General features: G+C 71.5%; 11 protein-coding genes. 4 read left to right on the top strand and 7 right to left on the bottom strand.

What is annotated here, in order from left to right; all coding sequences use genetic code 11:
* Positions 1–3: 3 nt before the first annotated feature.
* Positions 4–1,776 carry a VanW family protein gene (locus WMF27_RS36815; protein ID WP_437764204.1) on the top strand — a complete coding sequence of 591 codons (1,773 nt, stop codon included), beginning with the start codon at positions 4–6 and terminating at the stop codon, positions 1,774–1,776.
* Between the two features lie 93 nt (positions 1,777–1,869).
* On the opposite strand, the gene WMF27_RS36810 is transcribed toward WMF27_RS36815, so the two are convergent.
* Positions 1,870–2,898 carry a tryptophan--tRNA ligase gene (locus WMF27_RS36810; protein ID WP_437764205.1) on the bottom strand — a complete coding sequence of 343 codons (1,029 nt, stop codon included), beginning with the start codon at positions 2,896–2,898 and terminating at the stop codon, positions 1,870–1,872.
* Between the two features lie 318 nt (positions 2,899–3,216).
* Here WMF27_RS36810 and coaBC point away from each other — a divergent pair, with 318 nt between their 5' ends.
* Positions 3,217–4,557 carry a bifunctional phosphopantothenoylcysteine decarboxylase/phosphopantothenate--cysteine ligase CoaBC gene (coaBC, locus tag WMF27_RS36805; RefSeq protein ID WP_437764206.1) on the top strand — a complete coding sequence of 447 codons (1,341 nt, stop codon included), beginning with the start codon at positions 3,217–3,219 and terminating at the stop codon, positions 4,555–4,557.
* Positions 4,554–5,357, top strand: coding sequence for a CPBP family intramembrane glutamic endopeptidase (locus WMF27_RS36800; RefSeq protein ID WP_437764207.1), 804 nt, complete (start codon positions 4,554–4,556; stop codon positions 5,355–5,357). The genes coaBC and WMF27_RS36800 overlap by 4 nt, the downstream gene beginning before the upstream one ends.
* 22 nt (positions 5,358–5,379) lie before the next feature.
* Here the strand turns inward: WMF27_RS36800 and WMF27_RS36795 are convergent, their stop codons facing one another.
* The 4 genes from WMF27_RS36795 to WMF27_RS36780 all read right to left on the bottom strand — a co-directional run bounded on the left by WMF27_RS36795 (position 5,380) and on the right by WMF27_RS36780 (position 10,385).
* Positions 5,380–6,129 (bottom strand): YebC/PmpR family DNA-binding transcriptional regulator, encoded by a 750-nt coding sequence (locus WMF27_RS36795; RefSeq protein WP_437764208.1) that lies wholly within the window; start codon positions 6,127–6,129, stop codon positions 5,380–5,382.
* A gap of 310 nt (positions 6,130–6,439) precedes the next feature.
* Positions 6,440–7,654, bottom strand: a complete 1,215-nt coding sequence (locus WMF27_RS36790; RefSeq protein ID WP_437764209.1) for an ammonium transporter — start codon at positions 7,652–7,654, stop codon at positions 6,440–6,442.
* Positions 7,655–7,795: 141 nt separating this feature from the next.
* Positions 7,796–8,242, bottom strand: a complete 447-nt coding sequence (locus WMF27_RS36785; RefSeq protein WP_437764210.1) for a universal stress protein — start codon at positions 8,240–8,242, stop codon at positions 7,796–7,798.
* A complete protein-coding gene (locus tag WMF27_RS36780) occupies positions 8,217–10,385 on the bottom strand; it encodes a DUF2079 domain-containing protein (RefSeq protein WP_437764211.1) in 2,169 nt (722 codons plus the stop codon). The genes WMF27_RS36785 and WMF27_RS36780 overlap by 26 nt, the downstream gene beginning before the upstream one ends.
* A 157-nt stretch (positions 10,386–10,542) precedes the next feature.
* Here WMF27_RS36780 and WMF27_RS36775 point away from each other — a divergent pair, with 157 nt between their 5' ends.
* Positions 10,543–11,181: a hypothetical protein gene (locus tag WMF27_RS36775; RefSeq protein WP_437764212.1), complete on the top strand. Its 639-nt coding sequence runs from the start codon at positions 10,543–10,545 to the stop codon at positions 11,179–11,181.
* Positions 11,182–11,242: 61 nt separating this feature from the next.
* Here the strand turns inward: WMF27_RS36775 and WMF27_RS36770 are convergent, their stop codons facing one another.
* Together WMF27_RS36770 and WMF27_RS36765 are read right to left on the bottom strand one after the other, a co-directional pair.
* Positions 11,243–12,226, bottom strand: coding sequence for a lysylphosphatidylglycerol synthase transmembrane domain-containing protein (locus WMF27_RS36770; protein ID WP_437764213.1), 984 nt, complete (start codon positions 12,224–12,226; stop codon positions 11,243–11,245).
* Between the two features lie 112 nt (positions 12,227–12,338).
* Positions 12,339–13,304 (bottom strand): glycosyltransferase family 2 protein, encoded by a 966-nt coding sequence (locus WMF27_RS36765; RefSeq protein WP_437748094.1) that lies wholly within the window; start codon positions 13,302–13,304, stop codon positions 12,339–12,341.
* Positions 13,305–13,540: the final 236 nt, after the last annotated feature.

The following is a 13,540-nucleotide window of genomic DNA, read 5'->3' as shown; positions in this document are numbered from 1 at the left end:
CGCATGGATCTTCGCCGCTCGCCGGAGCTCTGGCGGTTCGCCGCGCTGGTGGCGATCTTCGTCACGAGCGGTCTGGCCATCACCTACCTCGTGCTGCCGCCCCCGCCGGACGACGGCCCCAAGCCCCCGCCGGTCCTCCGCGTGGCGCAGGTGCCGGTGCCGACGGGCGGCGACGTGGTGGCGAACGCGCTCGACCTCGTGCGCCGCTACGCCACCGGGGAGATCCGGATCGTGCTCCCCGACGGCTCCGCGCGCGCGCTCCGCCGCAACGATCTCGGCGTCGAGATCAACCGGGTCCGCCTCGCCGAGTTCGTGCGCGAGGCGCTCCGCCCCGAGAGCGCGCTCCGCCGCGCGCACGAGCGGGCCGGCGATGGCGACAAGCGCGACGAGGACGCGCCGCTCGACATCCCGATCCCGCTCCTCCTCGACTCCGAGCGGGCGATCAGCAAGCTGCTCGACCTGAAGGTCGAGCTCGACGCGCCCGCTGTCGACGCGTATGTCGACCTCGAGGCGAAGCAGCTCAAGCCCGAGAAGATCGGGTATCGGCTGGACGTCTACGGCACGCTCGCGCGCATCGACGCCGCCCTCCGGGCGGGCGAGGACACCGCGCAGGCCAGCGTCGAGACGATCGCGCCGAAGCTCGTCACCGAGCAGCTCGGCAACGTCAAGTTCGATCAGGTGCTCGGCTACTTCGAGACGCGCTACGCGACCGGCGCGCGATCCAAGGAGAGGACGTACAACCTCAGGCTCGCCGCGTCCAAGCTCGACGGCGTGGTCGTCATGCCGGGCGAGATCTTCGACTTCAACGAGACGGTCGGCCCGCGCGACGAGGCGCACGGGTACCGCGTCGCTCCGGTCATCGCCCAGGGAGAGCTCGTCGACGGGCTCGGCGGCGGGACCTGCCAGATCTCGGGCACGCTCCACGGCGCCGCGTTCTTCGCGGGGCTCGAGATCGTCGAGCGCTACCCGCACTCCCGCCCGAGCTACTACATCAAGCTCGGCCTCGACGCGACCGTCGTCTACCCGACGATCAACTACCGCTTCCGGAACCCGTTCGACTTCCCGATCGTGCTCCACGAGACGGTGGCCGGCGGCGTCGTGCGCGCCGAGATCCTCGGGCCCTCGCGCAAGCTCACGGTCACGTACTTCCGTCGCATCGACGAGGTCGTCCCGTTCGAGGAGGTGGAGCGCCCGACGCCGAAGCTGCCCGAAGGGACGCGGGCCCTCGCTCAGCGCGGCATCCCCGGCTTCAAGACGACGAGCTCGCGGCTCGTCCGCGACGGCGCCTACGCGGTGCGGGAGAAGTGGAGCGACAGCTACCCGCCGACCGCGCAGATCGTCCATGTCGGGAGCGGCCCGCGCGACCCCGAGGCCAAGACGGCCGACGACAATCACCCCGAGTACGTGGCGGACGAGTACCTCGTCGTGACGCAGGGGCCGGACGTCCGCACCCCGGGCGTGACCGGCCCGGAGCCGGGCGGCGGCACCGTCGAGAGCCGCGAGCCCGGGCTCACGGGCGAGCGCGGCTGGACCGAGCGCGCGGGGTTCGGCACGTTCCGCGCGAAGGGGGAGGCGCGCGCCGAAGGGGAACGCGGCCGCGCGCGCGGCGAGGACGCGCCGCCCGCAGAGGGGATCGCCGTCACGGGCGCGGCAGCGCCGGAAGCGCGTGGCCAGCGGGACCCCGCGGGGGACGAGGCGAAGGGCGGCAAGGGCAAGAAGCGACGCCAGAACCAGAACCAGAAGAAGAAGACGACGACGACGAGCGACGACGGCTGAGCGGGCGGCCTCGAACGGAGCCGGCGGCGGCGGCTCGGCGGAGCTCGCCGCGCGCTGGCCTCGGTGAGCTCCGCTCGTCCTCCGCCGCGGCCTTCAGCGAGCGCCGATCGCCCGGCGCACCTCGTGGAGCGTCGGGCCCGCGAGCGCCCGCGCGCGCTGGGCGCCTTCCAGGAGCAGGGCGTCGACGCGGGCCGGGTTGGCCATGAGATCGGCGTAGCGGCGCCGCGGCTCCTCGAGCGCGCGGTTCAGCACCTCGAACACGGCCTCTTTCGCCTCGCCCCAGCCGATGCCGCTCTGGTAGCGGCCGCGGAGCGCCTCCGCCTCTTCGGGCGTGGCGAACTCCCGGTAGAGGTGGAAGAGCGGCGAGGTGTTCGGATCCTTCGGCTCGCTCGGGGGTGACGAGTCGGTCTTGTACTTGAAGATCGTCTTGCGCAGCTTCTCCGGCGGCAGGAAGAGCGCGATGGTGTTGTCGTAGCTCTTGCTCATCTTGCGGCCGTCGAGGCCCGGGATCACCGCCGTCTCCGCGCTGATGCGCGCCTCGGGCAGGACGAGGGTCGGGCCGTAGATCGCGTTGAAGCGCTGCGCGATATCGCGGGCGATCTCGATGTGCTGGACCTGGTCCTTGCCCACCGGCACGACATTCGTCTTGAACAGGAGGATGTCGGCCGCCATCAGCACCGGATAGCCATAGAGGCCCATGTTGATCCCGGCGTCGACGTCGTCGCTGTCCTCGGCGCCCGCGGCGCTCGACGCCCCGGCCCGGGACTCCATGTTCTTGGCGACAGCGGCCTTGTAGGCGTGGGCGCGGTTCATGAGCCCCTTCGCCGTGAAGCAGGAGAGGATCCAGCTGAGCTCGAAGATCTCCGGAACGTCGGATTGCCTGTAGAAGATGACCTTCTCGGGATCGAGGCCCAGCGCGAGCCACGTCGCGGCGACCTCGTGGACGAGGCTCCGGAGCTTCTGCGCGTCGTGGATGACGTTGAGCGCGTGATAGTCCGCGACGAAGTAGAGCGCGCTCGACGCGGTCCCTGCGAGCGCGAGCGCCGGCTTGATCGCGCCTACGAAGTTGCCGAGGTGCGGCGTTCCGGTGGGCTTGATGCCGGTGAGGACGGTGCTTGCCATCGTTGTCGTGTTCCTGTGAGGGAGCTCATCCCATTACGCGCTCCCGGCGGGTGATGCCACTGCCACGCCCCAAAAATCAGCCGGGTTTCTTGCTGCGCGGGCGCGTTGGCGCGTGTCGGCGCGTTGGCGCGCGCGCGGTGGGGGGGTGGAGCGCGCGTGCGCACGTGCGCGCCAGCACGAGCTGCTCTGCGCGCAGCGCGGCCCCGGATCATCCGCCCGCGGCGCAGCGTGTACCCTGTCGTGGCCGTGTACGATTGGCGATTTTCGTGCCACGGTGGACCCCGGACCGACCCCACGACCCACGCTGGCACCTGCGCCATGTCTGGCCGAACGCCGTCATCTCCCGCACCTCGCCCCGAGGCCTCCGCTCCTCCTCTCGCTGGCCAAGCCCCCGAAGGCGCGCGGCCGACCGTCGCGCTCGCCGTCTCGGGCAGCATCGCCGCGTACAAGGCCGCCGAGGTGGCCCGGCTGTTGATCCAGGGCGGCGCGCGCGTGCTGCCGATCATGACGCGCGCGGCGCAGCAGTTCCTCGGGCCCATGACGCTGAGCGGGCTCTGCGGCGAGCCGGTGCGCGACACCATGTGGGATCCCGGCTTCGCGGGCGAGCTGCACGTCGCGCTCGCCGCCGAGGCCGATCTCGTGCTGCTCGCGCCCGCGACCGCCGACGTGATCGCCCGCCTCGCCGCGGGGCGCGCCGACGACCTCGTGACGGCGCTCGCCCTGTGCGCGCGGGGGCCGGTGCTCGCCGCGCCGGCGATGCACCCCCGCATGTGGGCTCACCCCGCGACGGCGCGGAACGTCGCCACGCTCGAGGCCGACGGGCGCGTGCAGCTCGTCGGCCCGGTCTTCGGCGAGGTCGCCTCGGGCGAGCGCGGCCTCGGGCGCATGGCCGAGCCGGCGGCGATCGCGGCCGCGGCGTTCTCGCGGCTCGCCCCGCGCGACCTCGCGGGCCTCCGCGTCGTCGTCACCGCGGGGCCCACGCTCGAGGACCTCGATCCCGTGCGCTTCCTCGGCAACCGGTCGACCGGCAAGATGGGCTTCGCCGTGGCGGAGCGGGCCGCGGCGCGGGGCGCGCAGGTCACGCTCATCGCCGGCCCCGTGTCGCTCTCCACGCCGCCGGGCGCGCGCCGGGTCGACGTGCGCGGCGCGCTCTCGATGCGCGGCGCGCTCTGGCAGGCGCTCGGCGAGGACCTGCGCGGCGCCGACGCGCTCATCATGACGGCCGCCGTGTCCGACTACCGCCCGGCCGAGCAGCACGCGACCAAGCTGAAGCGGACGCCCGATCTCGCGTCGCTCCCGCTCGTGCCGAACCCCGATCTGCTCGCGGAGATCGGCGCGGCGCGCGCCGGGCTGGCGGGCGCTGCCGGCGCGGACGGAGCGCGCTCGCCGGTGCTCGTCGGGTTCGCGGTCGAGACCGCCACGGACGAGGGGGTCATCGCCTATGCGCGGCACAAGCTCGCCAGCAAGCGCGTCGACATGATCGTCGCCAACCACGCGGCGGACTCGTTCGGCCGGGACGACAACCGCGCCACGATCGTGACCCGCGACGCCGCCGACGCGCTCGGCGTGTTGCCCAAGCCGGCGCTCGCGGACCGCATCCTCGACCGGGTCATGCGATTGTCTCGGTCGAGTCAGACGAATCAGGCGAGCGCGCGATGATCCCGGGCGAAGACCGCGCCGCGGCTCCTTCCGCCGCGGCTCCTCCGGCTGCCTCCGGCTCGGCCGCCCCGGCCTCGTCGCGCGATCCGCGGGCGATCGACCCGCGCGAGCCGCCGCGCTCCTCGCGCCGCGAGGCCGCGCTCATCGCCGCGTCCGTCACCGCCTGTGTCGCGCTCGCCGTCTCGTTCGCGTTCGATCCCGGCCGCGCGGGCGCGCCTGCCATGCTCGCGGCGCTCGGCGCGCTCTACGCCGTGCTCGCGGCGATCGCCGTGATGTGGCTCCGCCGGCGCGGCGAGCTCCGCGCCGCGCTCCGCCCCCTGTCCGGCGATCTCGCGCGCGGCGCCCTTGTCGCGGCCGGGCTCTACGGGCTCGCCATGGCGGTGCAGCTGCTGCTCGCCCCGCGGGGCTCGCCTCGCGAGGCGTGGGTCCTTCGCCTGTACCTCCAGCTCGGCGACCCCTCGGCCGACGCGCGCGTGTTCGTCGGCGCGCTCGTCTTCGTCATCGCCGCGCTGGAGGAGATCGTCTGGCGCGGGCTCGTCCTGCGCGCCCTGGAGGGGCCGCTCGACCGGGGCGCCGCGTGGCTGCTGTCGAGCGCGCTGTTCGCCGCCGCGCACGCCCCGACGCTCTTCCTGCTCGGCGATCCGGTGGCCGGGCCGAACCCGCTGCTCGTCGCGGCGGGCTTCGGCTGCTCGATCGTGTGGGGTCGCGTGGTGCACCGGACCGGGCGCCTGGCGCCGGCGGTCTTCGCCCACGCGTTCTTCTCGTGGGCGATCGTGAGCTTCCCGATCTGGCGGCCGTGACGCGCCCGCGCCTGCCGCGGGCTCAGCCCTCGAGCTTCGCGAGCTCCTCGTCGGGGACGTCGAAGTCGGCGTAGACGTTCTGCACGTCGTCGTGGTCGTCGAGCGAATCGACGAGGTTCAGGCAGACCTCGGCGTCGCGGCCCGCGACCTCTTTCTTGTTCTTGGGGACGTAGCCCGCGGAGTTCGACTTCACCGCGATCTTCGCGTCCTCGAGGGCCTTCACGACGGTGTCCATCACGTCGACGCTGGAGAGCACCTGCCACTCCTCTCCCTGGTCGCTGTAGTCGTCGGCGCCCGCGCCCACGGCGGTGTCCATCAGCTGATCCTCCGTCGCCGCGTCCTTCGCGAGGAGGATGATCCCCTTCCTCTCGAAGGCCCACTGCGCGGAGCCGCCGGCGCCGAGCTGCCCGTTGTTCTTCTCGAAGATCTTCCGGATCTCGGCGACGGTGCGGTTCCGGTTGTCGGTCATCGCCTCGCAGAGGAACAGCGTCCCGCCGGGCCCTGTCCCTTCGTAGAGGATCTCCTCGTAGTTCGCGCCCTCGAGCTCGCCGGTGCCGCGCTGGATGGCGCGCTTGATCGTGTCGGCGGGCATCGCCTGGCCCTTGGCGTCGTTGATCGCCTTGCGGAGGCGCGGGTTGCCGTTCGGGTCTCCGCCGCCCATGCGCGAGGCGACGGTGATCTCCTTGATGAGCTTCGTGAAGAGCTTGCCGCGCTTCGCGTCGAGCGCGCCCTTCTTGCGCTTGATGGTGGCCCACTTCGAATGGCCGCTCATGCCTGTCTGCTCCGTGATGACGGGGCGCTCGCTCGCGGCGCGCGCCCAGGGGGGAAGGTTCGGCGCAAGATGGAGCACCGTTCGGTTCGAGCGTAGAAACCGTCAGGGCGCCGGGAGCGCCAGGAGATCGTCGAGCTCTCCTGGCGCTCTCGGCGCCTTTCGGTTCGAACCGTCTGTCGCTCTAGCGGTGCGCCCCGGGGGAGGCAACAGCGACGGCGCCCCTGGCCGCGCGGTTCCCTCTCCACCGGGAGGGCGAGCGCGGCGGGGAGCCCTCGCCGACCTGGGTCTGTGGCTGCCCCCCTCTGTGTCGCTACAGCGCGTAGCCGGTCTCGCCGTGCTCGGTGGCGTCGAGGCCCTCGCGCTCGTCGCTCTCGGGCACGCGCAGGCCGATCAGCTTGTCGACCAGCTTGAGGAGCACGAAGGTCACGATCGCGGCGTACAGCCCGACGGCCGCGATGCCGACCAGCTGCGGGACCAGCTGCCCCGGGTTGCCGGCGATCACGCCGTCGCGGCCGCCCTCGTTCAGGGCCTTCTCGGCGAAGACGCCGGTGAGGACCGCGCCGAGGAGGCCGCCCACGCCGTGCACGCCGAACGCGTCGAGCGAGTCGTCGTAGCGCAGGCGCTCCTTCGAGACGACCGCGAAGTAGCAGACGACGCCCGCGAGCAGGCCGATCACGACGGCGGCCCACGGCGCCACGAACCCGGCCGCGGGCGTGATCCCGACGAGCCCGGCCACGATGCCGGACGCCACGCCGAGCGCGGTCGGCTTGCCTCGCTGCGCCCACTCGACGAGGAGCCACGCCGCGCCGCCCGCCGCCGCCGCGAGGTGCGTGTCGAGCAGCGCCAGCGCCGCGAGCCCGCCCGACGTCAGCGCGCTGCCGGCGTTGAAGCCGAACCACCCGAACCACAGGATGCCCGTGCCCGTCAGGGTCATCGTCAGGTTGTGCGGCACGTGCCGCTCGTGCGGATATCCCGTGCGCTTGCCCAGCACGAGCGCACAGATCAGCGCCGAGACGCCCGCCGCGAGGTGAACCACGGTGCCGCCCGCGAAGTCGAGCGCGCCCATCTCGAAGAGCCAGCCCTTCTCCGCCCACACCCAGTGCGCCACCGGGTCATAGACGAGCGTGGACCAGAGCAGGATGAAGACCAGGTACGCCGAGAACCGCATCCGCTCGGCGAACGCCCCCGCGATGAGCGCGGGCGTGATCACCGCGAACATCATCTGGAACGCCGCGAACGCGATGTGCGGCACCGTGCCGCGCTCCACCGTCGCGATCCCGTGCAGACCGACAAAGTCGAACCCGCCGATGAGCCCACCGTGCGAGGTCCCGAACGCGAGCGAGTACCCGACGGCCACCCACTGCACCGAGATCACCGCGAGCGCGGCGAACGAGTGCATGAGCGTCGCGAGCACGTTCTTGCGGCGCACCATGCCGCCGTAGAACAGGGCGAGGCCCGGCGTCATGAAAAGGACGAGGGCTGTCGATGCGAGGAGCCAGGCCGTATCCCCAGTGTCGATCTTCATGGCACCGGGGTAACGTGCCCGATGTTTCAACGAGGTTTCGTGGTCGCGGCAGGACGCATTTGACAGGAAGTCGGGAAATTTCTAACGCCCGATCTGGCGGCGCCGGACACCGGATCCCATCGTTTCGTGATGTCACCTACATCAGGCCGGTTGTGGTCCGCGTATCGACAGGACCGGGACCTTGGCCGATCTCACCACCCGCTGCGCCACGCTGCCGAGCAGCGCCCGCGCAACGACGCCGCGCGCGTGGGTCCCGATCACGATCATGTCGGCGCCGATCTCGTCCGCGAGGCGGCAGATCTCCTCGTCGGGGACGCCGGCGCGCAGCACGCCCGAGATCTCGACGCCGGGCGTGGCGCGCCGGCGCTCGAGCACCTGATCGAGGCTCCGCTGCGCCGCATCGCCGATGCGGGCGGCGTCCTCGGCCGAGGGGATCAGGGACGAGCCTTCCGGGAAGCTGTAGACGGGCACGCTGTACACGTGCGCGACGACGATCTTCGCGGACAGCTTGCGGGCGAGCTCGATCGCCGTGTCGAGGGCGATCTCGGAGGTCGCGTTGAAGTCATGGGCCAGGAGGAGGGTCTTCATCTTGCTCCGCGGTGGTGGAGGGCGCAGGCGGCGCGGCGCCGCCCTTTCGGTCCCGCTTTCGTAGCTCCGGAGGCGGGTCTCCGGTAGGGGGCTCGTCGGAGGCCGCCGGGGCCGGCGGCTGCGCCTTCGACGGGGGCTTCACCCGCTTGAACAGCGCCAGCTTCTTCAGCCGGCTGAGCTCCTCGAGCTCGCCGCGCTTCACCGCCGCGTTGTGGCGCTCCAGGTCCTTGCCCTTGAGCTCCCCCTCGTCGAGCAGCACGTACTGGACGGTCGCGGCGCGCTCGCCCGGATAGAAATAGGCCTCCTTCCGGTTCGACACGTGCGGTCCCATCTTGCTCGTCGCGCCGACGATGGCGCTCTTCGGGATCGCCTCCACCTGCTTCCGGACCCAGGCGTAGGTCGCCTCCTGGTCGGGCGTCAGCTTGCGCGCCACGCGGGAGAAGCCGCCCCTGAACGACGCGTTCTCGACGAGGCCGCCGAACTTCCACGACATCAGCGCGGCCGCCACGACCATGGCGGCGAGCAGCGCGCGCGACAGGCGCCGCCCGTCGAGCCCGTAGTACGCGGCCGGCCCGGAGCCCTCGATCCGCTTGAGCGCGATCGGCGTCAGCGCGAAGGCGATGGGGAAGAGGATCGACGAGTACTGGAAGTGGATCGAGAACACCGCGTCGCGCGAGGCGAGCAGGCAGAACAGGAGCCCGTAGGCGAGCATCCAGCGCCCGGGCTTGGCGAGGAAGGGCAGGAAGCAGAGGGGGACGAAGAGCTGGAGCAGGAAGATGATCTTCGGCTCCTCCAGCAGGACCTTGAGCGCGAAGACAGGGTTCGTGAGGAGGGAGACGAGCATGCCGCCGAGCCCGCTCCGGTTCGGCATGAGCTCCTCGTAGTAATAGGCGAACGAATAGGCGTCCTTGCCGGACATGATGATGCCCGACGACGTCATGAAGAACAGCTTCACGATGACGAAGTAGACGAGGCTCGTCGCGATGGTCACCCAGCCGAGGCGCGATCTGCCGACGGAGCGCCGGTCGAAGATGGCGTAGAGGCCGATGAAGCACATCAGCAGGGAGACGTCCTCCCGGCAGAGCAGCAGCACGGCGAGGGTGACCCAGTACAGCCTGTCCCTGCCGGTCTCGTAGAAGTAGAGGAGCCAGACGACGAGCGGCGAGATCAGCGCGAGCGAGTGGAACTCGTACATGTTCGCGCCGTGCAGGGCCGGATAGATGGCCCACACCGCGGCGAGCAGGAGCGCCTTGCCGCGGTGAGCGAGCTTGTCGCGCGCGAGCAGGTACACGGGCACGACGCCGGCGCCGAGCCACGCGGACTGGAGGATGAGGAGGAACTCCGCCCTCGGGTAGATCAGGTAGAGCGGCGAGAGCAGGATGAGGATCGGGTCGAAGTGCGCGGAGCCGTGGTAACCGGCCTTGAGCCAGGAGCAGCCGAGCGGCCGTCCGTGGATCGTCTGGTAGAAGATGTTGTCGTAGTAGCCGAGGTCGGGCGTCCTGGTGTGCAGCGCGTGGTGGTTGGTGATCGCGAGCCGGGAGAAGAAGAGCGTGTAGCCCGTCCACATCGCGAGCAGGGCCAGCGGCGGGAGCCACCGCGCGGCGCGGCCTCCGCGGGCGGGCGCGCCGTCGAGCTCGGACGCATCGTCGAGCCCGGGCGAGAACCGCGCGCGGCGGCCCCAGGCGTAGGCGCCGGCGCCCGTGGCCAGGGCGGCGAGGGCGGCGAAGAAGATCGTGCTCTTCGGGCTGTCCTTCTCGATGTTCGGGAGCTTGAGCGCGGCGACGAACGGGAGCGCGAGCAGGGGGATCAGGGCGCGGTTGAGGCGGCCCACGGTGCTCACGAAGTCCCACGAGCGGGCGCGGGCACGCCGCACCAGCATCACGAGGAAGTAGGCGAGCGCGACCCCCACGATGGCGGCGGCGGCGCCGCCGGCCATCCAGCGGCGCTCCACCTCGGTCAGCTTGTTCGTGTCGAGCTGCGCGTGCCGGCTCGGGTGGGTGAAGACCCAGGCCGTCACGGCGATGCTCATGCCGTAGAGGATCGGCCACGGCGCCAGGGTCAACGCGGCGCGCGCGAGCCGCTCGAGGGCGCCGTCGAGCTTGGCGAGCGCGTTGTTCAGCCTGGTGCGGTGGTTCTCTAGCATAGGTGAGGCGGGTCCTCGGCTACTTGACCCCACCCCCCGCTGTCAAGGAGCGGGGGGAACATCGCGAAAGGACGCGGAAGGACGCGGAAGGACGTGTAACGACGCGAGGGCGCGGGAAGGGCAGGGCGCCACGCGCGGCCCGCGGTAGAATGGCGCCATGTCGCACTACCGGGATCATCTCGATGCGGCTCGCGCGCGCATCGAAACCCTCGAAGCCAAGCTGAAGGAGCGGGATGCGGCGCTCGCCGCCCGGGACGCGGAGATCGCGGAGATCCGTGCGGAGGTCGAGCGGTTGCGTGGCGGATCGGACGATGACGGGCCGCCCGACGGGCCGCTCGGCCGGGGCGGTGGGCAGCGGGCCCTGCTGGTGGCGCTCGCGGTGTGCAGCTTCGCCACCGCGACGGGCTACGCGATGGTGCGCCCCTCGCACTGCCTGCAGCGCGGCGGGGCGTACCCCCTCTCCGCCGAGGTGTCGCTGCGCTCTCAAGAGGGGTACGACGCCTGGTCGAGCCGGGTCGACGGGGCGCGCGTCCGGGTGAGCAAGGCCGCGGGCGCGGCGCTCGAGCACGGCCGTGTCCGGGCGAAGCGCTGCTGGCAGCCGGGCGGGCCGAGCGGGGAGGGGAGCGTGACCGTGACCTTCGCGCCGAGCGGCGAGGCCCACGTGGCGCTGGACGGGGCGCCCTTCGCCGGGACCGAGGTCGGCGCGTGCGTGGTCGACGCGTTCCAAGGCGCCGCGGCGCGGGTGCCGGCCTTCGAGGGGGAGCCTCTCCGGCTCACGACCCCGATCTCGCTCTGAGTCCATCGAGGGAGATCGTCGCTCGCGCTCGCCCCTGCGGGCGACGGAGGAGCTCGGGGCGCTAGCTGGATCGGGAGGTGGATGGGGCCGGGGAGGTGGGCGGGGGGGCCAGCTGCCAGCTCACGAAGCCGACGGCGACGACGTTGAGGTAGACGACGGCGAAGACCAGCAGGCCGAAGCTCACGCCGTGCTCGGCGGTGAAGCCGAGCGAAGGGAACACGAGGGAGAAGAAGAGCTCGCGGACACCCACGCCGGCGATCGAGATCGGCAAGAGACCGAGCAGGTTCGCGATGGCGAGCAAGCAGGTGACGTCGAGGAGCGCGAGCGGTACGCCGAGGGCGCGCGCGATGAGGTAGCCCTGCGCGAAGTTGACGACGAACGTCGCCATCGTGACCGGGAGCGTGAAGAGGAGCCCGCGCCCGACATGAGCGCGCAGCGCGACCAGGAAGCGGCTCGCCGCGCCGGGCTCCGCGCTCTCCGACGGATCCTTCGCGAGCTTGCGCGAGAAGGCGAGCAGCAGCCGCTCGGCCAGCCCGGGGATGAGCAGCACGAGGGGCGCCAGGACCGTGAGGGCGATTCCACCCCACGTCAGCCAGGCCAGGCGGCCGGCGATCACCGCGCTGTAACGGGCGACGCCGACCGCGACGAACGCGGCGAGCACGTAGAGATCGCACAGCCTGTCCATCACGACGGTGGCGAGCCCCTCCGCGTAAGGCACGCCGAGGTCGTGGCGCAGGTAGCGGATCCGGAGCAGGTCGCCGACCCGCCCGGGGGTCAGCATGCCAACGTAGAGCGACGTCGCGTAGGCGCTCCACGCACGCCGAAGCGGATAGACGATGCCCCGGGCGCGCAGCAGCGCGTCCCAGCGGACCACCTTGAGGTGGATGTTGAGGACGTTCAGCGCCGCCGCGAGCGCGAGCGGGCCAGCCGAGGCCGACACGACCGCGCCGAGCACCGCGTCCCGGTCGTCCATGCGCGCGACCACGAGGACGAGCAAGAGCGGGCCAATCAGGCGGACGAAGGCGCGCAGGGCGGTGCGGCTCACGACGGTGAACCCCGGCCGCGCGCTCAGCGCGGCGCCGCGGAGCAGCGGGCCTGAAGAGAGGGGAGGCGCCCGGACGCGGGGGCCCAGGGCCGATCGCGGCGAGGCTCGGAGATCACTCGAACTCTTCGCGGATGGGCGGCTCGTCTGCCAGGTGGCGCTGCTGCATCTGGAAGGTGAGGAACTCGCCGATGAAGCCCATCGAGAAGAACTGGATGCCGAGGAGGATCATCAGCACGCCGAGCAGGAGCAGCGGCCGGTCTCCGATCTTGTGACCGAGCAGCCAGAGGAACGTCAAATACGCGTTGATGGTCACGCCGGTCGCAGCGAAGACCAGGCCGATGAGGCCGAAGAGGTGCATCGGCTTCTTCGAGTAGCGCGTGAGGAACATGACGCTGAGCAGGTCGAAGAAGCCGCGCAGGATGCGCTCCAGGCCGTAGCGCGAGGCGCCGTACTTGCGGGCGTGGTGGCGCACCGGGATCTCCGTGACGCGGAAGCCTTGCCAGGCGGCGAGCGCCGGGATGTACCGGAAGAGATCTCCGTAGATCGGGATGGTGCGCAGCACCTCGCGACGGTAGGCCTTGAAGCCACAGTTCATGTCATGGAGCTTCACGCCCGTGACCGCGCGGACGGTCCCGTTGAAGATCCGGGACAGGACGAGGCGATTGGCCGGGTCGAGGCGGTTGACCTTCCAGCCCACCACGACGTCGAGGCCCTCCTCGACCTTGGCGATGAAGCTCGGCAGATCGGCCGGGTCGTCCTGGAGATCGGCATCCATCGTGACGACCACGGCGCCCCTCGCCTTGCGGAACCCGGCCGTGAGCGCCGTCGCCTTGCCGAAGTTCTTCCGCAGCCGGATCCCCTTCACGACCGGGTTCTCCGCGCGGATCCTGGAGATGACGCCCCAGCTGTCGTCCGTGCTGCCGTCGTCCACGAAGATGAGCTCGTAGGAGAAGCGCCCCTTCAAGGCCTGATCCACCCGCTGGGCGAGCTCCGTCAGGCTCTCCGCCTCGTTCAGCCCCGGGACGACCACCGAGACGTGCGGCGCCGCCGAGGCGGCCGGCGCGATGGAAGGCGCCATGAGGCTCGGGCGAGGATCGAAGGCGGAGAGCCCGAACGTGGCCCGGTCCTCCGGAGCCTCGTGAGGGGCAGGTGTGGGGGGCTGGTCCACAATCACGGCGGCGGAGGATAGCAGAACGTCACGAGAAGGCGCGGTTCCGTCCGAGAACGCGCCGCAAGCGCGACGGCAACGAGGGCAGGACGTGCTGCCGGTCACCGGCAGCGGCTCGGGCAAGGGCTGCGGAGACCCGGCAGGGG

The organism is Sorangium sp. So ce281 (assembly GCF_051527395.1).
Taxonomy (GTDB): Bacteria; Myxococcota_A; Polyangia; order Polyangiales; family Polyangiaceae; genus Sorangium; species Sorangium cellulosum_B.
Note: the sequence above shows the minus strand (reverse complement) of the source record. Positions and strands in the feature narration are given on the sequence as shown.

What these genes read in the sequence shown, in the direction of transcription:
- WMF27_RS36815 (WP_437764204.1), top strand. Translation starts at nt 4, where the DNA reads ATGGATCTTCGCCGCTCGCCGGAGCTCTGGCGGTTCGCCGCGCTGGTG.
- WMF27_RS36810 (WP_437764205.1), bottom strand. Translation starts at nt 2,898, where the DNA reads ATGGCAAGCACCGTCCTCACCGGCATCAAGCCCACCGGAACGCCGCAC.
- coaBC (WP_437764206.1), top strand. Translation starts at nt 3,217, where the DNA reads ATGTCTGGCCGAACGCCGTCATCTCCCGCACCTCGCCCCGAGGCCTCC.
- WMF27_RS36800 (WP_437764207.1), top strand. Translation starts at nt 4,554, where the DNA reads ATGATCCCGGGCGAAGACCGCGCCGCGGCTCCTTCCGCCGCGGCTCCT.
- WMF27_RS36795 (WP_437764208.1), bottom strand. Translation starts at nt 6,129, where the DNA reads ATGAGCGGCCATTCGAAGTGGGCCACCATCAAGCGCAAGAAGGGCGCG.
- WMF27_RS36790 (WP_437764209.1), bottom strand. Translation starts at nt 7,654, where the DNA reads ATGAAGATCGACACTGGGGATACGGCCTGGCTCCTCGCATCGACAGCC.
- WMF27_RS36785 (WP_437764210.1), bottom strand. Translation starts at nt 8,242, where the DNA reads ATGAAGACCCTCCTCCTGGCCCATGACTTCAACGCGACCTCCGAGATC.
- WMF27_RS36780 (WP_437764211.1), bottom strand. Translation starts at nt 10,385, where the DNA reads ATGCTAGAGAACCACCGCACCAGGCTGAACAACGCGCTCGCCAAGCTC.
- WMF27_RS36775 (WP_437764212.1), top strand. Translation starts at nt 10,543, where the DNA reads ATGTCGCACTACCGGGATCATCTCGATGCGGCTCGCGCGCGCATCGAA.
- WMF27_RS36765 (WP_437748094.1), bottom strand. Translation starts at nt 13,304, where the DNA reads ATGGCGCCTTCCATCGCGCCGGCCGCCTCGGCGGCGCCGCACGTCTCG.